Origin of the sequence: Helicobacter trogontum (genome assembly GCF_000765905.2) — a bacterium.
Classification (GTDB): domain Bacteria; phylum Campylobacterota; class Campylobacteria; order Campylobacterales; family Helicobacteraceae; genus Helicobacter_A; species Helicobacter_A trogontum.
This window is the reverse complement of record NZ_JRPL02000017.1, coordinates 24,911-47,546: the sequence shown is the minus strand read 5'-3', so window position 1 is coordinate 47,546 and position 22,636 is coordinate 24,911. Positions and strand designations below refer to the sequence as shown.

Annotated in this window: 16 protein-coding genes, 1 tRNA gene and 1 pseudogene; 11 read left to right on the top strand and 7 right to left on the bottom strand. The window is 33.3% G+C overall.

The genetic code is table 11. From position 1 onward, the window contains the following. From LS81_RS07335 to LS81_RS07325, 3 genes and pseudogenes are all read right to left on the bottom strand, one after another. Nucleotides 1–1,561: pseudogene (locus LS81_RS07335) on the bottom strand (autotransporter domain-containing protein); the annotation flags it as partial. A 618-nt stretch (nucleotides 1,562–2,179) separates the two neighbouring features. Then, nucleotides 2,180–3,427, bottom strand: coding sequence for an amidohydrolase family protein (locus LS81_RS07330; RefSeq protein ID WP_034346261.1), 1,248 nt, complete (start codon nucleotides 3,425–3,427; stop codon nucleotides 2,180–2,182). Between the two features lie 11 nt (nucleotides 3,428–3,438). Further along, nucleotides 3,439–4,149, bottom strand: coding sequence for a cytochrome c biogenesis protein CcdA (locus tag LS81_RS07325; protein WP_034346258.1), 711 nt, complete (start codon nucleotides 4,147–4,149; stop codon nucleotides 3,439–3,441). 341 nt (nucleotides 4,150–4,490) lie between these two features. Between LS81_RS07325 and LS81_RS07320 the strand changes: the two genes are divergently transcribed. The 5 genes from LS81_RS07320 (at nucleotide 4,491) to rsfS (ending at nucleotide 6,840) form a co-directional block, all read left to right on the top strand. After that, nucleotides 4,491–4,566: transfer RNA gene (locus tag LS81_RS07320), tRNA-Phe, on the top strand. A 259-nt stretch (nucleotides 4,567–4,825) separates the two neighbouring features. Next, nucleotides 4,826–5,665 (top strand): prolipoprotein diacylglyceryl transferase, encoded by an 840-nt coding sequence (lgt, locus tag LS81_RS07315; protein ID WP_034346255.1) that lies wholly within the window; start codon nucleotides 4,826–4,828, stop codon nucleotides 5,663–5,665. An 11-nt stretch (nucleotides 5,666–5,676) separates the two neighbouring features. Then, nucleotides 5,677–5,853 carry a hypothetical protein gene (locus LS81_RS11640; RefSeq protein ID WP_162846248.1) on the top strand — a complete coding sequence of 59 codons (177 nt, stop codon included), beginning with the start codon at nucleotides 5,677–5,679 and terminating at the stop codon, nucleotides 5,851–5,853. A 2-nt stretch (nucleotides 5,854–5,855) separates the two neighbouring features. Continuing rightward, complete coding sequence (locus LS81_RS07310; protein ID WP_034346252.1) at nucleotides 5,856–6,461, top strand: nicotinate-nicotinamide nucleotide adenylyltransferase; 606 nt, start codon at nucleotides 5,856–5,858, stop codon at nucleotides 6,459–6,461. Between the two features lie 19 nt (nucleotides 6,462–6,480). Further along, nucleotides 6,481–6,840: a ribosome silencing factor gene (gene rsfS / locus LS81_RS07305; protein ID WP_081955917.1), complete on the top strand. Its 360-nt coding sequence runs from the start codon at nucleotides 6,481–6,483 to the stop codon at nucleotides 6,838–6,840. A 668-nt stretch (nucleotides 6,841–7,508) separates the two neighbouring features. On the opposite strand, the gene LS81_RS07300 is transcribed toward rsfS, so the two are convergent. Further along, the gene (locus LS81_RS07300) at nucleotides 7,509–7,871 is read right to left on the bottom strand and encodes a hypothetical protein (RefSeq protein WP_034346250.1); all 363 of its coding nucleotides are present in this window, start codon (nucleotides 7,869–7,871) and stop codon (nucleotides 7,509–7,511) included. Nucleotides 7,872–7,874: 3 nt separating this feature from the next. Next, nucleotides 7,875–9,170: a DUF814 domain-containing protein gene (locus tag LS81_RS07295; protein ID WP_034346247.1), complete on the bottom strand. Its 1,296-nt coding sequence runs from the start codon at nucleotides 9,168–9,170 to the stop codon at nucleotides 7,875–7,877. Nucleotides 9,171–9,462: 292 nt separating this feature from the next. On the opposite strand from LS81_RS07295, the gene ggt reads away from it, so the two are divergent. The 5 genes from ggt to LS81_RS07270 all read left to right on the top strand — a co-directional run bounded on the left by ggt (nucleotide 9,463) and on the right by LS81_RS07270 (nucleotide 17,359). Next, a complete protein-coding gene (gene ggt, locus LS81_RS07290; RefSeq protein ID WP_411710191.1) occupies nucleotides 9,463–11,187 on the top strand; it encodes a gamma-glutamyltransferase in 1,725 nt (574 codons plus the stop codon). Nucleotides 11,188–11,786: 599 nt separating this feature from the next. After that, nucleotides 11,787–12,947: a methionine adenosyltransferase gene (metK, locus tag LS81_RS07285; protein WP_034346241.1), complete on the top strand. Its 1,161-nt coding sequence runs from the start codon at nucleotides 11,787–11,789 to the stop codon at nucleotides 12,945–12,947. A 544-nt stretch (nucleotides 12,948–13,491) separates the two neighbouring features. After that, nucleotides 13,492–14,091 (top strand): DedA family protein, encoded by a 600-nt coding sequence (locus tag LS81_RS07280; protein ID WP_034346236.1) that lies wholly within the window; start codon nucleotides 13,492–13,494, stop codon nucleotides 14,089–14,091. Between the two features lie 122 nt (nucleotides 14,092–14,213). Further along, entirely contained in the window at nucleotides 14,214–15,368 is a 1,155-nt protein-coding gene (nusA, locus tag LS81_RS07275) for a transcription termination factor NusA (protein ID WP_034346234.1), read from the top strand. Beyond that, nucleotides 15,368–17,359, top strand: a complete 1,992-nt coding sequence (locus LS81_RS07270) for an ABC-F family ATP-binding cassette domain-containing protein (protein WP_104696527.1) — start codon at nucleotides 15,368–15,370, stop codon at nucleotides 17,357–17,359. Before nusA ends, LS81_RS07270 begins: the two co-directional genes overlap by 1 nt. A gap of 918 nt (nucleotides 17,360–18,277) precedes the next feature. Here the strand turns inward: LS81_RS07270 and ftsH are convergent. Beyond that, nucleotides 18,278–20,185, bottom strand: a complete 1,908-nt coding sequence (ftsH, locus tag LS81_RS07265; protein WP_034346232.1) for an ATP-dependent zinc metalloprotease FtsH — start codon at nucleotides 20,183–20,185, stop codon at nucleotides 18,278–18,280. A 38-nt stretch (nucleotides 20,186–20,223) separates the two neighbouring features. Then, nucleotides 20,224–21,345, bottom strand: coding sequence for a 50S ribosomal protein L11 methyltransferase (locus LS81_RS07260; RefSeq protein ID WP_034346229.1), 1,122 nt, complete (start codon nucleotides 21,343–21,345; stop codon nucleotides 20,224–20,226). Nucleotides 21,346–21,486: 141 nt separating this feature from the next. Between LS81_RS07260 and LS81_RS07255 the strand changes: the two genes are divergently transcribed. Then, a complete protein-coding gene (locus LS81_RS07255; RefSeq protein ID WP_034346226.1) occupies nucleotides 21,487–22,545 on the top strand; it encodes a dehypoxanthine futalosine cyclase in 1,059 nt (352 codons plus the stop codon). Nucleotides 22,546–22,636: the final 91 nt, after the last annotated feature.

The following is a 22,636-nucleotide window of genomic DNA, read 5'->3' as shown; positions in this document are numbered from 1 at the left end:
CACTATGCTTACTAGAATCTTTGATGTGTAGAAGCTCATTGACATTTAAAGCATTGGCAACTATTTTAGTGTTAGATGCGATTGCTGTTTGTCCTTTTTTATTTGTTATGGTGTTGAATATCCCATTTTTCATATATATACTTGTTTCAATACCATTTAGTGTATCCACATTCACATTATTTATACTTCCAAAGTTTATATAGCTTGTAGCTCTAGCATCAATAAGGTTTATATTTAATATGTCCCCACCACCCTTAAACCATAAAGCTGCAAAATCAGCTGTATCACTTGTGCCAAGTTCCATTGAAAGATAATTAATAAAGCTTTTACCGATATTAGTCGTCACTGATGTGTAGGCACTCCCATCTGTTGGATGCTCAAAGCCTACGCGATTTGCATTTGCTTTCCACACAGTAAAATTATTGAAATGAAAGTCTTGTGCTTTCAGTGTACCATTTCTAAACTCTAAATTATCAATAAAAGTCGTATCCCTAACTCCACTTAAATCAAGATAGCTATTATTTAATGCTGTAACCAGAGAGATTGCCTCTACATGACCAGCATAGAAGTTATTTCCTATAACCTTTAATGTATTAAATGATCCTATGCCACTTTCATTGCTTGTGCCACCACTTACACTACCCACTATTACATCACTATTTGTGCTTTCTAGCTGTATCAGTCCAGCACAAGCCTCGGTTATACAAATATCAACAATAAAACTCACATTCTCTATTTTTACTTGATCCCTTGCCTTTACCCATACGTTAGAATGCCCCATACCAGTAACGCTATTAGCCATAAAGCTGCCGCCCTTTGCGGTAAATGAGATGGAGCTCTTTGGGATCGTGGCAAATCCACCAACACCACTAACACCATCAAAATAAACGTTATTTGCCGTGATATTGCCATCCGCTTCCACATTGAGAATATGTGACAATCTACCAGCAACCGTCCCAAGTGTGATATTATTTGCGCGTAAAGCTATTGTGCCCTGATTGGTGTGAAGCCCATTATGCTCAAATGAAATATTATCTACTTGCAAGTCTTTTGTATAAGACCCATTACCATTACTACCCACATTAACATCTAGATAACCTTTATTTGGTGCCGCCCAACTGTATAGGTACCGCAAAGATTTTATATAGGTGTCTGCATTGACATTCAATGTATTGACGGCAACAAATGTCCCTGTAGACCAAGTATGCAGATCGCCTATTGTTATCTTTCCGCTATCGGGCCTGTCTGAATTAATATCAAGGGTTACCGATCCTCCAAAGTTATTTGTTTGCATTCGAATAGAATCGAAATTATAACTACCAGAGCCATCTCCACCCTGTATATTAATGGTATCATATGCAGCACTGCCACCGAGATTACAAAGCCATCCGCGACATGTCGCAGTCCAACTATCAGTCCCACCGCCACCTAAACTGACAGTTTCTGCATAACTTACATTGCATAGCAATAGCGTAGCTCCACACGCAATGGCTATATTAACTCCCTTTTGTTTTATCTTTCTAACCAAGATATTGCTTAGTACATACGACTTAAACTGCATAGCTTCACCCCTTTTACTAGCTTGATTAATAACAACAAATATGTACATTTATGAAAAATACTTGCTAACTATAGCATAAAAAAAGATAGATTATGCTTATTTTTCACCAAAAAGACTTACAACATTGCTCATCTTAATTATACAAATTATTATAGTTTTGTTAATTTTTAAAAACAATCAACAACTTTCAATTACAGATTATATTGGTATATCTTTAGTATTTTTATAGACTAATGCCCTGTAAATTTTGAGTTATATATAACATTTACAAATAAGAGATATTAATGCTCTCATAACTGCAATGCTCTAAGGCTTTCAATACATCTCCATATGGCACAAATCAATAATATTTATGGATAACTTTGGTGTTCTTTATAATCCTAATAGATTAAAGGACACGCTCAAAAAAAAGATATCTTTTTATCTAAATGATACATATTACTTTAAACTTAAGCCCTAAATATATTTTATCTAGCAGTGTTTATATGTAAATTTAGATGTTAACAAGTTTTATATTTTTATTATATGTAGACCTTGCAGATGAGAAGTATCGCGGAGAATATTTTAAAAAGTTTGTCAAAAAAATATTTAAATGCTCATAGTATTTCATCTTTATATCTATAACTTATGTAATTTACCGCCAATCACCATGTATTTAATTTTTCCATATAACTCCAACCCATGATATAGGCTCGTCGAATCTGAAACCACAAATTTTTCATTTAAATCAACAAGCATAAAATCAGCATCCTTTTGTGTAGCAATATGCCCCTTATTTAATTTCATAAGCTTACTTGCATTGCTGCTTGTAAGCTTTACTAACTCCTGCATTGATAGAATCTCGTTTTTTACCAACAAGGTATAGGCGAGACTAAAAAAATACTCGATGCCTGATACACTCTCACTAGCACATTCAAAAACTTGTTCTTTATGCTGTTGTGAGACTTCTTGTTGCATACTTGTTAAAAGAGAAACTTTGCCTTCCTGAAGTCTCTTTATAAGTTTTTCCTTTTTGCTGCGAGTAAGTAGAGGGGGGATCATTTTGTAGCGTGTATCATAGGTTTTTATGCTTTGCTCACTAAAGACTAGATGCGGGATTCCAACCTGTGCGTACATATTCTTCTCATGGCAAATCATGTCAAGTGTATGTGCTATATTCATGGACATAAAAACGACTTCAATATCAAGAAATTTCGCCATTTCTTTTATCTTTGCCACTTCTTTTATTTGTCCAATTGGTGTTATCATGGGTAGTCCAAGCCCTCTTGCAAACGCACTTTCATAAGCAACACCTTGTTCAATATTAAAATCAAATGCAAATACACAAAGTGGGAGATTTAACATTTTAGCATATTGCATACTCTGGTACAAGAGGTTGGATCCAATAGCAGAATTACTAAAAATTGCTCTAGCATTTTTATTTAGGCTATGCAATGTATCAATATTACTTAGTCTAGATTCACTATCTGTGCTTGCAATAAGTGGATAAATATTTAGACTATTGTGTGTATTGATGCTTTCAATAAGAGCATTCATAGCTTCATTATCAATGCTTGGCTGTGTATATGGGTTAAGAAATATGGTGGAAATCCCACCATAAAGTGCCTTATTTGCAAGCGTATGTATAGGCTTTGCTGCAAGTCTTTTATCAAGCGGAAATACATTAATATCAATGCATGCTGGAAGCATAGCATATCCCTTACAATCAATTTCTTCACATTCTTCCAAATCATTCCTAAAAGAAACAGAATCTTGTGTAATCTGTATAATCTGCCCTTTTTGGACATACACACTTCCTTGTATAAAACCTTTTTCATCATCAAAGATTTTCGCATTTTTAAAACATTGTATTGCATCACCTAGCATATTTTATCCTTTCACTGACCACCAATAAATAAAGAAGTGTTGCCTAAAATAATCAAGATTCCAATGCCAATCAAAAAGACACCACATATTTTTTCAATAATTTGCATTTGCTTTTTTGCTTTACGTATGAGGTGCAATCCTCTTTCCAAAAAAAGTGCCAACAACAAAAATGGTAACGAAAGCCCCAATATAAAAGCTAGACTAGCCCATATAGCAAGTCCATCATTCACAGAAGCAAGCAGAGCAATAGAGCTTATAATAGGACCAGAACAAGGCGACCAACCTGCTGCAAAGCCAACGCCTATAAGAAATGGTGCAATTAATTTTAAAATTTTATGTTGTTCTAATTTTTGTAGATTTAACTGCTTTGTTTGATTAAGCATTGCAATACGAAATATGCCTAAAAAATGAATACCAAAAGCAATCACAATACCACCAGAAACATATCGCACGATGGGATAGCTAGAAAAATTACCTATAATCTGAAACATTGCCAAAAAAAGCAAGAAGAAGACAAGCCCAAACCCAGCAACAAAAAGCAATGCATTGCGAAACATATTAAAACGAGAATGTTTCGCTTCATCATGCAATGCACTTCCAGAGATGTAGCTCATATAAGATGGTATAAGAGGTAAAATACAGGGTGCAAGAAAATTTAGAATCCCTCCCAAAAAACTTGCAACAAGCGGTAATTTAAAAAATGTTTCTTGTAAAAATTCCATATTAATCCAGGTAATTTAAAAATAGTGCAGATAAAATTATACTCAATGTCTTAAAATATCTGTAACAAATGTGAAATTTTACATTATTAGCCTAAAAAATTTATAAACAACATTACACAGAAATTTATCATCAATTCACATTTTGAGTTTTTATCTTGTATAGCACACCTCTTATATTTTGTTAAAAATGTTAAAATGCAATGAGATGAGATATAATTTTATGTATAGTAGTAAGAGAAGTAAATATGATGGATTTTATTTATGGTTTAAGTTGTTTTTAATATTTATTCGAGTATAATGCCATTCTCTGTTGTTTACATTGCATTGGTTGAAGATTTTATGGCTCGATAGCTCAGTCGGTAGAGCAAAGGACTGAAAATCCTTGTGTCGGCAGTTCGATTCTGCCTCGAGCCACCATTTTACTTATTACCCAGTTGTATTCAATTTATTTTTATTATTTCTATTGTATTTTTTTATGGCTTGAAGACTTTCTATTTATTTTTCAAAATATTTAAGAAAGTCTCATGGTATCCTTGAACATTATATTTATTTTTCAACACATAATATCAATTGTTGTGCAAGCATAAAAGCCAACTTTTTGTAGTATTTGCTAAAAAATCATCACACATTATGTATAATTGTAATTTTTAATTTTAGTTATTACAGAGCTTGTGTTATGAATTTTTGGAATGAAATCTACTCACATTTTAGCCCTATTGCTTTTAGCGCATTTGGTTTTAATATTCATTGGTATAGCTTAGCATATATATCTGCTTTGCTTATTGGATTTTTTCTTGCTAAGTATTTTGTCAAAACTATGCCACGTTTTGCTCATATAGATTCAAAGATTATAGATAGTTATTTTATATGGGTTGAAATTGGGATATTGCTTGGGGCACGTTTTGGATACTTATTTATCTATACAGATTCTGCCATATTTTATCTTACACATCCGTGGGAAGCATTTAATCCTTATGTTAATGGGCAATTTGTGGGTATTGCTGGTATGAGCTTTCATGGTGCCGTTTTTGGCTTTCTGCTTGCTTCATTCATATTTTTCTATGTAAAAAAGGCAAATATTTTTGCATTGCTTGACCTTGTTGCACTGAGTGTGCCGCTTGCATATGTATTCGGACGTATTGGTAATTTTTTAAACAAAGAGCTTTATGGAAGGGTAATTAAAGAAGATTCACTGCAATTTCTTGGAATCTATGTTGAGGGCGCATTACGTTATCCTAGCCAATTAATTGAAGCTTTTTTGGAAGGAATTGTCGTTTTTATTGTGGTGTGGTTTGCTTCCAGAAAGATTCAAACAGAGGGTATGCTTATTGTGATTTATGCATTTGCATATAGTGTTGCACGATTTATCGCAGAATACTTCCGAGAGGCTGATGTGCAAATGGGGTATTATTCGCTTGGGCTTAGTATGGGGCAGATTTTAAGTTGTGTTATGATGGGTATTGCATTATTGTTGCTATGGACAATAAAAACTCGTAAAAGCAATGCCAGTAAATAAAAGGGGTTATTATGGGATTTGAGATATTTGGTAAAAAGGTTTTTGACTTAAGTGCACCTTTCTCTCATTTTGAAGCATGGGGTACGATATTTATCGTAACAGGTAGTGCCTTTTTAATTTTTCTTGTGCTATCAAAAAAAGCAAAACAATACAAAGATTCTAAAGAAGCTAAACATAAGGGTGAATAATAGTGAATCTTGCTATCTTTGGTGGGAGCTTTGACCCACCACATAAAGGGCATGTAGGTATTATTGAGAAGGCTTTAGCTACACTAAAATTGGATTTGTTAATTGTCCTTGTAGCCTATCAGAATCCTCTCAAAGCACATTATAGGGTGCATGCGCAAAAGCGACTTGCGTGGATGAAAGATATATGTAAGTCATACAATAATGTATTATGCAGCGACTATGAAATATTGCAAAATAAACCCACAACAACAAAAGAAAGCATGGAATACTTTAAGGATTTGTATAAACCATCTGCCATGTATTTTATACTGGGTCAAGATAATTTCTTGCAGGTGCCCCAGTGGAGTTGCTTTGAAACATTAAGAGAGAATCTTTGCTTTATAGTGTTTGAACGCATAGTCAATAATTCTTTCAACACGACACATAAGAGTCAATTCGCATGTGAACAATTTGCACAACAACATAAACTTAAAATGAAATATTTAGACTTTTCATATCCATATGCCTCAAGTCTCATTGTTCAAAATTTAGAATATTATCAAGATGAGATTCCAGAAAATATTCGATATGATGTGATAGAATCTTATAAGACATTACACGTGAATTAAATTATATGAAAGGATATATATGACAGATGACATGTTGCATAACGCACAAAACCTAGCACAAGCAGTAAAAGACATATTAGATTCTAAAAAGGCAGAATCTATTGAGATTATTGATGTGGCAAACAAGGGGTATTTATCTCAATTTGTAGTTATTGCTACTGCTATGGCAGGGAAACACGCATTGTCTTTACTGCATTATCTTAAAGAAGATCTTAAAGCAAGGAATGTTCGGTTTTATGCTGTTGATGAAGAAAGTGAAGATTGGATTATTATCGATTTAGGCGAGGTTATAGTGCATATCTTTACAGAAAATCATCGTAAAAAATACAATATTGAAGAATTTTTGGCAAAAACCTTTAAAGAGAATGTAAATATTTAGAGTTGATTTTATTTGTATAAAAATATATGAGAAGTTGTGATTAAGCACCTAAGTTTCATAAAGATTCAATAAAATTGTAGAATCTACGTCATTACATAATAAAACAACAATATGGAGATTGGTGGCATAGTGTTAAACCAAGAATACTTGTGTTGTCAAGACATATTATCTTTATGCATAGTTTTTAAGATAATAGTATAAAGCAACAATGATGTGATGCAGATATCAATACAACATTGTAAGAATCAAGAGATTGCAGAATGCTACCTCCTATATGCTGTAGCACTACTTTTCAGTATAAATATACTGAAACTAAAGAGAAGCCAATCGTGTGTATAATGCTTGTATGGAAGAAAGGTGCAGTATTATAATTAATACAACTTTATTTTTGCTCTCTCATAAATGCAAACAACAATTTTTCAAATACTAGAAACAATGCAAATACAACCTTCTCCTTAATCCCATAAGAAAATCATACAGATAGATTAACAAAAAACAACATTCAAGGTATCATAAATAAGATTACAATGTATCCTGTTTACACAAAAAAATAACACAATTTTTCTTATGTATATTAGGCATGTACTATTGTGAATTCAAGTTTATACTGCATAGAAATATATCTATGTCAAGGGTATTTATTTTATGCAAGTTTATTGCATATTCTTTTAGCCTTTTACATCAAGCAGATGTGTTTCTGGTCGCATGAGCATTTCATCTTCGGTAATCACCCTTTCATCTTTCTTTTTCTTTGGAGTCATTATGGCATTCTCCATTTGTTCTTGAAAATCTTTAGCCTCTCCCTCTTTTTTCTCTTCTTTTTCGTCAAACTCACGCTTCCCACTACCCTCTCTATCATCTGTTCTATGCAGTTCTTCTGCTGGACGCACCTCCTCTACTTTTTGCATTTGCTCGTGAAAAATAGCATGATTAATGGGAGTTTGGTGAGGCATATTGTTTGCATGCAAAGCTGATGTAGCACTACTTGCTTGATTAATGTAAGTTATATTTCCAATAGTATTTAAAGCCATTTGTTACTCCTTATTTAGCTGTAAGTGTAGCTTACTTTCTTTTGCATAAACCACATGTGCGCCTTGTGTAAGTCTCACAAATCTGCGTTTTGTATAGTCTATCACAATTTTGTTATCTTTTATGCCACAAAGTTTTGCAAGCAATATCCCAGCATGTTCTAACACTTGATTGCTTACTTTATTTGCATGAATAATCAAATGTGATGAGGGGATATCACATATATGCAACCACAAAAAATCTCCTTTAGAATCTTGCAAGAGCCTTATATTTTCACGCTCGTTCCTACCTACACTAATTCTTACCCCATCGATATAAAAGTTTGCATAATGGTTTTTTTGTAACTTTTTTGTATTGTGCTTTTTTGGTAAAAGTATCGATAGAGATTCATCATTAGCATATTTTGCAAAATCAATTTGATTATTTAAAAAGATGATTTTGGATTCTAAATTTTCTTGTTGTTTATGTATATGCTCTATCTTCTGTTTTAATTTTTTTGTTTGCTTAAACAGCTTATCACTTGCTAGGCTTGGTCGATTTGTGCATGGGATATTATAGGCAGTGGTGCCGATGGTTAGGCTTGTTGCATAGTTTGGTATAGAATCTAGATGCGTTAGAATGTAATTTGCAAGCATAAAATTCACATCTTTTTCTCTTGTAAGTGTTTCAATGTTTGGTAAAGATTCCATTAATTGCGTGAGCTTGGCTTTTTTAGATTCTAAACTGTGCAATACCTTTTCACGTTTTTGATCTAATAATGCTTTTTGCATATTATTATATTCTTCCTTGAGTGCTTTAAGCGTATCTTCATTACTATTATCGATAAAGGTTTTTGAAAAATGTGGTTGGGCTAGTGGTGTAAGCAATGCTTTAGGAAGTATTGCCCGTTTTGTAGAATCTATAAATCTTAATGCAGATATTATTCTGTCATTTTGTAAAATAATTGCATTTGTAGCACGATTTATGAGTTCGATTTGAAAAAGTGTTTCTACGCTCTTATATGTGCTTTTATAGATGCAATATATCTTTAGAATCTTATTCATACCATCTAATTTGCATGTTTGAATGTGAGCTTTATAGATGTATTTATTCATTGCAACATCAAATGGTGCATTATAGTGTTTTGTTTTTAGCATGTTATCATGACTATATATCCTTGGATCACCCTTATTTAAATCAATAAAATAATTTATATCATCAAGCCTCATATGTATCACGTTATCATTGATACGTGCAATATAAGTAATCATCTTATGGCTGCAAAATAAGCGTGAAATATCGTGTAATTGTTGAAGCTTCATGCCTCTCCTTATGCTGTATAGAATAATAAATAAATATATGTGTAAAATCTAAGAGTAAATTTTTAATTTTATTATTAATTTATAATAAAAAATAATAACATAGATTTTTATCTGATAATTTATTTTTACATAATTATCTTGAGGGTATTTTTATTTGACAAAACTAAAAATAAAAAGCAATATAAAAATGTTGGATTTCTCGCTATAAACTAAGTTATAATTAAGTTCTTTTGAGATGAATGAAAAAAGGGGAAACATGTTGTTATCATATTTAAAGTTGGTGGATTGTTGTATGAGAAAACATAGAATCTTTAGTGTGCTAGTGTTTTGTATCGCATTGTTGAATATAAATATAATAGGTGTGTATGCTGCAAGTTATGTACCTATTAAAGATAGGGAGGGCAGCGGACTTGCTATGACAAGTAGTCCCTACGCAAATGCTATTGGTAAGGCTGTACTAGAGAATGGGGGGAATGCTATTGATGCAGCAGTTGCAGTAAGCTATGCTCTAGCAGTCACACACCCAGCAGCAGGAAATATTGGCGGTGGTGGATTTGCACTCATCCATTTGGCAAATGGAGAAAATGTCGCTCTTGATTTTAGAGAAACTGCACCAAAAGCAGCTAGTCGTGATATGTTTTTAGATTCTAAAGGAGAGGTTATCCCAAATGCCGCTGTTACAGGCTATCTCTCTGTTGGTGTTCCTGGCACTGTTAAGGGAATGAGTGCGATGCTTGATAAATATGGCACAAAAAAGCTTAGTGAACTTTTAGAACCTGCAATCATATTGGCAGAAGAGGGTTTTATGGTCACACAAAGACAATCAGAAACTATGCAAGAAGTCAAAAGTGATTTTGCAAAATTCAAATCTTCTTCCAAATATTTCTTAAAGGATGATGGTGAAGTATATCAAGATGGTGATATACTAATTCAAAAAGATTTAGCAAAAGCTCTAAGAATCTTACAAAAAGAGGGAGAAAAGGCGTTTTATCAAGGCGAGATAGCAAAAGCTATGGTAAGAGATATCCAATCTGGTGGTGGCATACTCACACTTACAGATTTGCAGGAGTATCAAGTAAAATGGCGAAAGCCTTTGCATGGGACATATCGTGGCTATGATATTATCACTATGCCTCCACCTAGCAGTGGCGGAGCACATATTATTGAAATTCTTAACATAGTTGAAAATGCAGATATGGGTAAGTTGGGCTTTGCGTCATCAAAAAGCATTCATCTTCTAACAGAAGCCATGCGACAAGCACAAGCTGATAGATCTAGCTTTATGGGCGATCCAGATTTTGTTGATTTACCTTTAAATATACTTTTAAGTAAAGAGTATGCAAAATCAGTTTATGATTCTATAAAAACCAACAAAGCTACGCCAAGCAATAAAGTCATACCGGGTTTAGGCAAAATTACACAAAAAAATAGTCCAAATTTACATGAGGGCAATAATACTACACATTTTTCTGTAGTTGATAGATGGGGGAATGCAGTAAGTGTTACCTATACACTCAATAGACGCTATGGTTCTGCAGCAGCTGTTAATGGTTATGGATTTTTGCTTAATGATCAAATGGAGAATTTTTCCATTAAGGTTGGGTATCCAAATCGACACGGTATGATTGAGGGCACAAATAATGCTATTTCGCCAAACAAGCGACCATTAAGCACAATGAGTCCTACCATGATTTTACGAGACAATAAGCTCTATGTTGTACTTGGTAGCCCTGGAAGTGGAAAAATTATTAGTGTTATTGCACAAGTGATTGTAAATCTTATTGATTACAAAATGGATATTGTAACCGCTGTGGAATCACCGCGTTTTCATATGCAATGGCAACCAGATACACTTGATATTGAAAAATTTTATTTAAATAAAGACACACAAGAAATTTTAAAAAGAATGGGATATAAGATTATAGAATCTGATACTATGGGTGATGTCAATGCGATTCTAATAGACCCAAGAACAGGTATTATTTATGGCACACTAGATCCAAGAAGAAAGATATAGGAAGTGAATTAAGTGTTTCTTTCTTATCTTAAATGCTCATAAGCATCAAAACTAACAAAAATCTAGAAACTACAAAAAAACAGCACCAAGAAATTTTGCTCACCTAAGTGCTTTAGAATCTAGATTTAATAAGCCAAGGTATGAATTTAAATATAAAACCATAAGCTCTTAGAGACTCTTTAATAATGTTTAATTTATATTTTGGATTTTAAATTCTTTCCCTATTGCAATATGTGCTACTTTTTGAAAATTTTAATCAGAGTATGCCTACAGTTATAATAAAATATGACAAAGCGGCAGCAATACTAAATACATTGAATCGCAGAGTATTATCCATCTAGTTCCACATGTAACTATATATTTACCTCTAGAGTATTGAGTATAAAAAATTTTTATATTGGGGTTACAAATTGGGTGTATTTAAAAAATACAATATGTTTTATTGTTGTGGTGCATACACTAATGGATGATGTTTATAAACCCTCTTGGTGCTATATGAATAACTAACTCTTCTATCAAAAAATTTAAATTACAATATGTAGTTTAACTTTTTGTGTTAATATTTAGTTTTACAAGAAAATAAATTGCAAGGTAAGTTTATGAAGAATTCATTTCTTTTCACTTCTGAATCTGTAACTGAAGGACATCCAGATAAAATGGCAGATCAAATCAGCGATGCAGTCTTAGATTATATTATTGAACGCGATAAGAATGCACGTGTTGCATGTGAAACACTTGTAAGTAATGGCTTTTGTGTAATTGCTGGAGAGCTAAAAACAAGTGTATATGCACCTATGCAAGAAATTGCACGCAAGGTTGTACGCGAGATTGGTTATACTGATGCACTTTATGGGTTTGATTACCGCTCTGCTGCAGTGCTTAATGGCATTGGTGAGCAAAGCCCAGATATTAATCAAGGCGTAGATAGGGCTGATGGTGAAATTGGTGCAGGAGATCAAGGACTAATGTTTGGTTATGCATGTAGAGAGACTGACACACTCATGCCTCTACCCATTTGGCTTTCTCATCGTCTTACAGAAGGCTTAGCTGCCAAGAGAAAAGATGGGAGTTTGCCATTTCTACGCCCAGATGGTAAATCTCAAGTGACAGTACGCTACGAAAATGGTGTGCCAGTAGCAATTGATACAATTGTGATTTCTACCCAACATAGTCCAGAGACGCAACAAACACATTTGCGAGATGCTGTGATCGAAGAGATTGTGCAAAAGGTCATTCCTGCAAAATATTTAAATGATAATATTCGTTATTTTGTCAATCCTACTGGAAAATTTGTTATTGGTGGTCCCCAAGGTGATGCGGGGCTTACAGGACGTAAAATTATCGTAGATACTTATGGTGGTAGTTGTCCGCACGGAGGAGGAGCTTTTAGTGGTAAAGATCCAAGCAAGGTAGATAGAAGTGCAGCTTATGCTGCACGCTATGTTGCAAAAAACCTTGTAGCAAGTGGAGTTTGCGATAAGGCAGTAGTGCAAGTAGCATATGCTATTGGTGTAGTAGAACCAGTATCGATCTTGGTCGATACTCAAGGCACAGGTAAGGTAGAAGATTCAAAGCTTACTGAATGTGTGAAACAAGTATTTCGTCTTACACCAAAGGGTATTATTGAATCTCTTAATCTTTTACGTCCAATCTATCAAAAAACAGCAGCTTACGGACATTTTGGACGCGAGTTGCCAGAATTTAGTTGGGAAAAAACTGATAAAGTTGAAGCGATTAAGGATTTTTGTGGTATAAAATAGGAGCATTAGAATCTATATTGCTAGATGCTATATCATCTTGTTTGCTTGGCAATCTTGTTGTTTATGTGTCCATACCAAGTTACTTTATATATGATAGCTTAGCAAAAAAGGAGCAGATTGAGATTAAATCCTGCTTGATTTATTTTTTTTGCGAAATTGAGACTACAATACAATGCAAGGTATGCTATATTGGGCTATGGTATTCATGTCTAACCAAATATTGAAATATCTCTTTTAATCCTTCTAGAACTATTTGCAAAGTTTAATATGTGTTTTGTGTTTTAGAAAATACATGGTTTATTTAAGCTTAATCATTAAACAAAACCTTTTAAATCCCTGACGTAAAAAGATATTTACTAATTGTGTCTATTTGATTTTACATCATTGCTTTTTATCTGATATAGCACTAATCTTAACTTATAACTTATGTAAGAAATTATTTCTACATAAAAAAGCAGACTACAATAAATTTTATAAAGAAAAATGAATATTATTATACTTATTTTTAAGATATAATTACACAAATAATAGTTTGGGGTTATGTATGCAAAATGAAGTATTAGACATATTAAAGGATTATAATAATTTAGAAAACTTTGGCTACTTGATACTCTTTTTTTACTCCATGGGTGGAGGTTATATCGCGGTACTCACAGCAGCTGCATTATCGAGTGTTGGTACGCTTGATTTAACTATGAGTATAATTATTGCAATTTCTGGTAATGCACTCGGTAGTTCATTGTTTGCATTATTTGCAAGGACACAACAAGCAGAGGTGAGAAAAATGTTAAGTAAACATAGACGAAAAATTGCGTATATGTATTTCATGATAAAAAAATATGACTGGGGATTATTTATTGTGAGTAAGTATTTGCATGGAATCCGATCCTTTGTGCCACTTGCAGTTGGCATTAGTCAATATAATTTACCAAAATTTATATTCATCAATTGTATTGGGGCAGTTATTTGGGGGATTTCTTTGGGTATTGCTGGATATTATGCAAGTGGATTCTTATTTGATATTATTAAAATGCTATTAGCATATCCATATGCTTTGCCAGCTGTATTTGTAGGGCTTTTTATCTTTATTGCTTCCTTGTTATACATTAAAAAAAGAATTCAATCTAGTAAGATATTGCGCTAACAAATAGCACCTAAGTTCCGTAGTTGTGTAGCCACACATTAGTAAAATTGTGTTAGAATTTCCTTCTTCTTTATATACTCTCACATATCAAGAATATACAAAAGTAAATTAAGGTTTTATACATGGAAAAAATTTTAGATATAGTTGAAATGATAGCATCAGAGAATGGGTTACCACAAGATCAGGTTGTATTGGCGATCAAAGATTCGATGATAAAAATGGCAAAAAAAGAGATTAATGAGAATGCAAACTTTGTTGTTATAGAAGATTGGGGTGCTAAAGAGTTGCGTCTTGTGCAAAAAATGATTGTATGTGATGATGATGCTTTTAGCGAGGAGTTAGAATCTACACATATCCCTCTAAATGAAGCTAGAAGTCTTGTGGAGAACGTGAATACAGGAGATGAGCTTGAATATCAAATTAATTTAGAAGGGATGAATCGCAATGCTGTCAACAGCATCTTCCATGATATTACCTACCAAATCCAAAAACTTAATGAGCAAGAGGTATTAAAGGCTTTTGAAAAAGATATTGGTCATATTGTAATTGGGCAAGTGGTGCATGTTGATGATGAAGGGAATACTTCCATAGAAATTGGCGAAACTCGTGCAATATTGTCATTAAAGAATCGCATCAAAGGGGAAAAATTTAAAATTGGACAATCAGTGCGTTCTATCTTAAAATCCGTTAGAATTACACGAAATGGTATCAAAATTGAGCTTTCACGCACAACGCCAAAATTACTTGAAGAACTACTTATGCTTGAAGTGCCAGAAATTAAAGATGGTGAAGTTATGATTCACAAAATTGTGCGAATACCTGGCGAAAAAGCAAAAGTAGCACTTTATACAAATAATCCAAAGATTGATCCTATCGGCTCTGCTGTTGGTGCACGTGGTGTACGCATTAACGCTGTGAGCAAGGAACTGCATGGAGAAAATATAGACTGCATTGAGTATTCAAGTGTGCCAGAAATTTTTGTGGCAAAATCACTTTCACCTGCACAAGTTATCTCTGTAAAGCTACAAAAAGCGGATACAGAAGAGGAGAAACCAAAAGCAATAGTACAAATTGCAAAATCTCAAAAATCAAAGGCTATAGGTAAATCAGGGATTAATATTCGCCTTGCAAGTATGCTAACAGGTTATGATTTTGAATTACAAGAAATAGCCGATAAAACACATGAGCAAGTAACAAATAAGGATGCTATAGAAAAAGATGAAGAGAAAAAACTAGGCCTTGAAGCACTAGAATCTCTTTTTAAGGGCAATTCATAATGGCATTGCTCTCACTCAATGAGATAAGTAAGCAATATGACACAAAGATATTGTTAAAGGAAGCTCACTTTAGTATAGATACGCATGAAAAGGTTGCAATAATTGGTAAGAATGGTTGTGGTAAAAGCACCCTTTTGCAAATCATAGAAGGAAAAATAGCACAAGATTCTGGACAAAGAATTGTAAAAAATGATATTGAGATTCTATCTTTACCCCAACATATTAGTTTTAATCCAAATCATAGCGTGACAGATGTGCTTGAAAATAGTCTTTATGGATTAAAACAAGCTCATAAAAGATTGCAAGAAATTATGCAACATAGAGATTTTGCAAATAATACGTTATTATCTACAGAATATAACATATTACATTCATATATTGATAGACATGATGGTTGGGACCTAGAGCTGAAAGTCAAAAATATTATGCAATCATTTGGATTAGAGCAGTTTGCACAACGCCTTGCTATCACCCTAAGCGGTGGTGAGCAAAAAAGAATTATGTTGGCTAGTCTTCTTATTAAAAGTGCAGATATTATTATTCTTGATGAGCCCACAAATCACCTTGATGTAAGTATGGTTGCATTTTTGGAAGACTATTTAAAAAATATGCAAGCAAGTATTATTTTTATTAGTCATGATAGATATTTTATTGATAATGTTGCTACAAGGATTGTGGAGCTAGATAATGCAAAGCTCACAAATTTTAATGGTGGGTATCTCTCTTATCTACAAACAAAAGCACAAATGCTTGCAAATTTAATGAAGGAAAATGAAGCACTTAAAAAGATTCTAAAAACAGAAGAGCAATGGTTGCAAAAAGGTGTGCAAGCAAGACGCAAGAGAAATGAGGGTAGAAAAGAGAGGTTAATGCAGCTAAGAGAAAAAGTCAAGTCCATGCCAAGCCTTGCTCGGAGTATCACTCAAACACTTGAAAAAACGCTCAATGAATTACCAAAAGATTCCATAAAAAATACAAAAAAGATGTTGTTTGAATTAAGAGATGTTACACTCTGTATTCATGATAAAAAATTGATTGAGAATCTTAACTTACGTATTATGCAACAAGAAAAAATTGCTATTGTGGGGAGGAATGGTAGTGGTAAAAGCACATTGCTTAACTGCCTGTTATATGATGATCCTTTGATACTAAAGTCAAGGGGAATTAGCTTTCATGGAGAGATATTAAGAGGGGATATACGCATTGGCTACTTTGATCAACATAAAAAAATGCTAGATCCTGCAAAAACACTTATTGAAACGTTCTGTCCAAATGGTGGCGATAGGGTGAGTGTGCGTGGCAAAAATATGCATGTATATGGTTATCTTAAAAGTTTTTTGTTTCCTAAAGAGGATTTAGAAAAAAAGATTGGTATGCTTAGCGGTGGTGAGCAATCAAGAGTGGCACTTGCATTACTATTTTCAAGACAATATGACTGCCTCATACTTGATGAGCCAACAAATGATTTAGACATTGCGACGATGAATATCTTAGAGGATTATCTTATGCAAAGTCAGAGTGCCATTATTTTTGTAAGTCATGATAGGTATTTTACAGATAAAATTGCACAGCGACTGGTAGTATTGCAAGATATACATGATTCTACGCAACAAAGCTATATTATTACTTATGCAAAATATAGTGAGTTTTTGGATACACAAGCCGAATTAAAAGAAATTCGCACATTACAAGATGAGCTTAACAAAGATTCCAAACAATCTCAAACAAAGTCTAATAGCAACACAAATGAGACTTTAAAACAAGAAACAAAACCAAAAAAGTTAAGCTATAAAGACCAAAGGGAGTATGATAACCTAGAAGAAGATATAAATAAACTTGAACTGCATATCAAAGAACTAGAATATAAACTTTCAACACCAAGTGAATACGAAAAATATGGAATCCAAACATTAAGTAATGAATTAGATGAAGCAAAAAAGGCGCTTGATTATAAATGGTTACGTTATGAAGAATTGAGTATGAAGCTGTAATAATATAGCAGCTATTTAGTAATAAACAAGAGAAAGGAAGAAACTCTCATTACACTTCATACACATATAAAATATTTAAGAGTTGAAATAAAGATCGAAGATAGTTGAAAATATATCCTATCGAATAGTTTTTATATAACCCTCAATCTTCTTTAAAGCATATTTGTTAATATATTTTAATGGTATGTATAAAGTGATCCATAGGGATTATAAAAGATTCAAGAATTAGAAGAACAACCATAGCAATAAATATAGCAAGTTTTAAGATATAATGAATACTCATATGCAAAAAATAAATAAAAATTATTGCAGTATTATGAGGTTAAATTCCTAGAGGGCATACTCACTAGGATATTGCGATTTTTCGAATTATATATATGCAACTATCTTCTATTCCAACAACATTGAGTGTTGCCACTTGCTTTAAGGTAACTAAATGTTTCTAATATAATGAAATATGCTGATGAATCTAATCTAACAACATGCCTTTAGATTATTTTATTTATTGAGTCTGATACAATCAATGTATTAAAATTTTCTTGATATAACAAAAAAGCACATATGTAAATCATATAAAAAATCTTAAAATATTAGTGATTAATCTGTGAATAGCCTTTTTATATATTTGGTATAGATCAACAGCATTATAGATATAAAAAATCTAAGTTGCAATTTATAATAGTTTGCATATGGGGGGGGGCAATCTCCAAGTGCCTGTTTTATTTGCTTAAAACATGAGTATTTTTCTTTGCCACATATTGATTTTGCTAAAGAAAAGCTGCATAAAAATTAAGCTTCTGTTTGTTGCCATCGTTTATATCAATAATTTTAGTAGAAAAGTTCCAATACAACATTACTCCGAAATATTAGCAATAGTCATATCAAACTCTGATAAATATGTTGCTTTAATATATCTTATTAACTTTCTTCAATTGGCACTAGCCTACTCTCCATATTTTGTTCCACTTCATATGCAGCAATAATTTCACGCACTCTTTCGCCCTCTATCACCTCTTTCTCAAGTAACTCTTGTGCCATAGTCTCAATAGCACCGCGATAATCACGTAGAGTCTGTTTAACATGTGTATAATGCTCTTCAAGTTTTGTTTGAATAAATGTATCCATCTTTTGTGCAGTCTCATTGCTATACTCTCGTGAGCTGCCACCACCTCCACCTAGAAAGCGATTTCTATTAGTAAAGTCTTCAAGCACCATAAGTCCAGAAACATCAGTCATACCATAATATACTGCCATATTCTTAAGAATACCTGTTGCACGGCGTAAGTCATCTGAGGCACCATTTGATATCTCTTCCAAAAACACTTCTTCAGCACCTCTACCACCAAGCAATACATCAATGGTTGCAAGCATTTCATGCTTTTGTTCTAGATGACGATTTTCTTCGGGTGTATGAAGTGTGTAGCCCAACGCACCCATACCACGAGGGATAATTGATACTTTATTTACCCTATGTGCACCTTTTGTAACTTCACCCATCAAGGCATGACCACTTTCATGATAAGCAACAATTTTCTTCTCTTTTGGTGAAAGTCTGCGAGATTTTTTCTCCAAGCCTATCATGGTACGTTCCATTGCTTCTTTAAAGTGTTTCTGCGATACTTCCTTCTTATTTTCCCTACCAGCAAGCAAAGCTGCTTCATTAATAATATTTGCCAAATCAGCACCCGCCAAACCAGCAGTAAATTTTGCAATCTCATTTAAATCTACATCTTTACCTAACTTCACACCCTTAATGTGCACTTTTAAAATTTCAATACGCCCTTTAAAATCAGGTGCATCAACAAGCACTTGTCTATCAAATCTACCTGGTCTAAGCAATGCAGGATCAAGAATTTCGGGTCTATTTGTAGCAGCTAGAACAATAACAGGTGCATTACTACCAAACCCATCCATTTCCGCCAAGAGTTGATTTAGTGTTTGCTCTCTTTCATCATTCCCACCAACAACAGATCCAGCAGCACGACTTTTTCCAATTGCATCAATCTCATCAATAAAAATAATACTCGGAGCTTCTTTTTTTGCCTTCTCAAACAAATCACGCACACGACTTGCCCCAAGCCCCACAAACATTTCAATAAAACTACTACCACTCATCGAGAAAAATGGAACATTTGCTTCACCTGCAACAGCTTTTGCAAGCAAAGTTTTACCAGTCCCCGGAGGTCCTACGAGCAATACTCCTTTTGGGATTTTTGCACCAACTGCAGCATATCTATCCGGATATTTTAAGAAATCTACAACCTCGACAACTTCTTCTTTTGCTTCTTTATTACCTGCCATGTCATCAAAGCGGACATTTGGACGCTCTGCATTAATAAGCTTATTTGCATTACCTAACCCAAACATACCACCGCCCATATTACGTTGTATACGACTTGTTAAGAGCATCCAAAGCCCTATGAAAATAAACATAGGAAGCAACCAACCAATCAAATCCGTAAAAAAGTTTTGCTCACTAAATCCACTATAACTCACCTTGTGTTCATCAAGAAGAGGCACAAGAGTTGCATCTTGCACTTTTTTTGTTGTGTAATAAATAGTGGGATTCATAGTTTTGCTTACGCCTTTTACCATCGTCTGACCGATTGATACGCTTTGAATCTGTCCACTTTTGATAAGCTGTTTGAACTCTGAATATTCAATCGTTTGGCTAACACTATTGCCACCTAACCTACCAAAAATACTAGAGTCATCAGTCGAAAAAGTTTTATATAAAATAATTGATATAATCCCAAGAACAATAAAAATAAAAACGGGATTTTTTGATATTGGCGGCTTACCACCATTTGAATCATTATTTGCCATTTTTTCCTCTTTTAACAATACAAAATTACGCAATTATATTATTTTTTGATAAACTTGAAACATAACCATTCATCAATTTGCTTTTTTTCTATAAGCGTTAGTGTATGAAAACCTTCAAGTATTTTTGCTTCATGTTCTTGCAAAATACCGGATAAAATTAAGATTCCATCTTGCTTTAAGCAAGAAATTAAATCTTTTTTAAGCAATAAAAGCACAGAGCTAACAATATTTGCACATATTACATCATAGCTTTTTGGCACATCAAATTGCTTTACGCCCTGTATGCTACCCTGCCATATTTCCTTGTATGTGAGATTATTTATAGCAAAATTTTGCTTACTTTGCCGATAAGCTTCTATGTCTGTATCACAAGCATATATATTTGCGTTTAATTTAGCTGCAACAAGCGACAAAATGCCGCTACCACAACCCACATCAAGCATATCTTTACCTTGTAGATTCATTTCACTAAGCAACATAATACACATAGCTGTTGTTGCATGGTGTCCACTCCCAAAGCTAAGCGATGGATCGATAATGAGATTATCATATTCCTTATTTTCTGTATGCCAACTTGGACGAATATAGAATCTACCACACACAACAGGTGTTATACTTAGCTTATATTCTGTAATCCAGTCTTTATTTTGACACAAAAAGACATTTGCATTCACGCTAACTTGTATGTCTTTTGGTGTATAGTTTGGGGTATTTTTGCAAAAAAGTAAATGTTTGTTTTTTGCCTTTTTAAGTTTTTTGTTTGCTTGAGTTATAAATTTTTTTGTCAAAAAATTACCTTTTCTTTCTTTAATGTTTCTTTGTGCTAATATTTCTCGTATCACAAGAGGTGTGTATAAGGGCGTCTTAACATTACAATGACATGCGTGTAGATGATGCAGTGCTTCATCATGTGTTTTTATAGTCTTTTTGGGTGATATGAGTGGCAAGTTATAAAGCTGCACCTCATGTGCGTCAACCTTAAAACTCTGTGTAATATTCTGTATTGCATCATGTATTTTTTGCATAATCATTTCTATTTCACTTTGAGATTTATCAGTTCTCCAAATAAGTTTTTGTCCCCTTGTATCAGCAGATAACATATTATCATCAAGCTGCTTTCCTTTTATCATATATGGTAATAATTGATTATTATCAGTCATTGAAATCCTTTGTGTTTAACTTTAAATAAATAATAATACGTGAAATTATAACAAAACAAAGCATAAACATAAATTTATAGCACACAGCAAAAAACTAGAAAAATACATTATAATTATGCAATTTATACAAGAGAGAGAAAAATGACAAAAAAGCGTTATACAGATTCTGAGATACTGAATCTCATGCAAAATGCTTCACTAAAAGAATTAGGTAAAATGGCGTATGAAACCAAAAAAGCATTGCACCCTGCAAAAATCACCTCATTTATTGTAGATAGAAATATTAATTATACAAACATTTGCTGGGTAGATTGTAAGTTTTGTGCATTTAAAAGAAAGTTGGGACAGGAAGGGGAGTATATTCTAAGTTTTGATGAAATAGATTCTAAGATTGAAGAGCTTTTAGCAATTGGTGGCACACAAATCTTATTTCAAGGCGGTGTACACCCAAAGTTAAAGATTGATTATTATGAAGATCTTGTGAGACACATCGCGGAAAAATATCCAAGCATTACAATACATGGATTTTCAGCAATTGAGATTAATTATATTGCAAAAATTTCAAAGCTATCAATACATGAGGTTTTAGTGCGTTTGCAAAAAGCAGGACTTTCCTCAATCCCTGGTGCTGGTGCTGAAATTCTTAGTGATTCTGTGCGTGATATTATCGCACCAAAAAAATTAAGTGCGGATGAATGGATTATGGTGCATAGAGAAGCACATAAGATTAATATGAAAACTACTGCTACAATGATGTTTGGCAGTATAGAAAAAGATGATGATATTGTCGAGCATTGGCGTAGAGTAAGGGATTTGCAAGATGAATTTGGTGGCTTTAGAGCATTTATTTTATGGAGTTTTCAACCTCTAAATACGCCTCTTAGCATCGAATTTCCACACATACAAAAAGCAAGTTCAAATCGATATTTACGACTGTTAGCATGTAGTAGATTATATCTTGACAATATCCCTAATATACAAAGTAGTTGGGTGACACAGGGGAGTCATATAGGGCAATTAGCACTTTTATTTGGTGCAAATGATTTAGGAAGCACAATGATGGAAGAAAATGTTGTCTCATCAGCGGGTGCATGCTATTCTATGAGTCAAAGCGAGATGATTAAACTCATACAAGATATTGGAGAAATCCCAGCGAAACGCAATACAGCTTATGAGATGCTTGAAATCTATAAGCAATAATATTTATATATTTATATTAGATTCTAGAGATTTGTGGTTTGTTTTATTACAACACTATTTTTGCTTGATATGCAATTAATAAAAGAGAGTC

What these genes read in the sequence shown, in the direction of transcription:
- LS81_RS07330 (WP_034346261.1), bottom strand. Translation starts at nt 3,427, where the DNA reads ATGCTAGGTGATGCAATACAATGTTTTAAAAATGCGAAAATCTTTGAT.
- lgt (WP_034346255.1), top strand. Translation starts at nt 4,826, where the DNA reads ATGAATTTTTGGAATGAAATCTACTCACATTTTAGCCCTATTGCTTTT.
- rsfS (WP_081955917.1), top strand. Translation starts at nt 6,481, where the DNA reads ATGACAGATGACATGTTGCATAACGCACAAAACCTAGCACAAGCAGTA.
- LS81_RS07295 (WP_034346247.1), bottom strand. Translation starts at nt 9,170, where the DNA reads ATGAAGCTTCAACAATTACACGATATTTCACGCTTATTTTGCAGCCAT.
- ggt (WP_411710191.1), top strand. Translation starts at nt 9,463, where the DNA reads ATGAGAAAACATAGAATCTTTAGTGTGCTAGTGTTTTGTATCGCATTG.
- LS81_RS11640 (WP_162846248.1), top strand. Translation starts at nt 5,677, where the DNA reads ATGGGATTTGAGATATTTGGTAAAAAGGTTTTTGACTTAAGTGCACCT.
- LS81_RS07280 (WP_034346236.1), top strand. Translation starts at nt 13,492, where the DNA reads ATGCAAAATGAAGTATTAGACATATTAAAGGATTATAATAATTTAGAA.
- LS81_RS07325 (WP_034346258.1), bottom strand. Translation starts at nt 4,149, where the DNA reads ATGGAATTTTTACAAGAAACATTTTTTAAATTACCGCTTGTTGCAAGT.
- ftsH (WP_034346232.1), bottom strand. Translation starts at nt 20,185, where the DNA reads ATGGCAAATAATGATTCAAATGGTGGTAAGCCGCCAATATCAAAAAAT.
- LS81_RS07300 (WP_034346250.1), bottom strand. Translation starts at nt 7,871, where the DNA reads ATGGCTTTAAATACTATTGGAAATATAACTTACATTAATCAAGCAAGT.
- metK (WP_034346241.1), top strand. Translation starts at nt 11,787, where the DNA reads ATGAAGAATTCATTTCTTTTCACTTCTGAATCTGTAACTGAAGGACAT.
- LS81_RS07270 (WP_104696527.1), top strand. Translation starts at nt 15,368, where the DNA reads ATGGCATTGCTCTCACTCAATGAGATAAGTAAGCAATATGACACAAAG.
- nusA (WP_034346234.1), top strand. Translation starts at nt 14,214, where the DNA reads ATGGAAAAAATTTTAGATATAGTTGAAATGATAGCATCAGAGAATGGG.
- LS81_RS07255 (WP_034346226.1), top strand. Translation starts at nt 21,487, where the DNA reads ATGACAAAAAAGCGTTATACAGATTCTGAGATACTGAATCTCATGCAA.
- LS81_RS07260 (WP_034346229.1), bottom strand. Translation starts at nt 21,345, where the DNA reads ATGACTGATAATAATCAATTATTACCATATATGATAAAAGGAAAGCAG.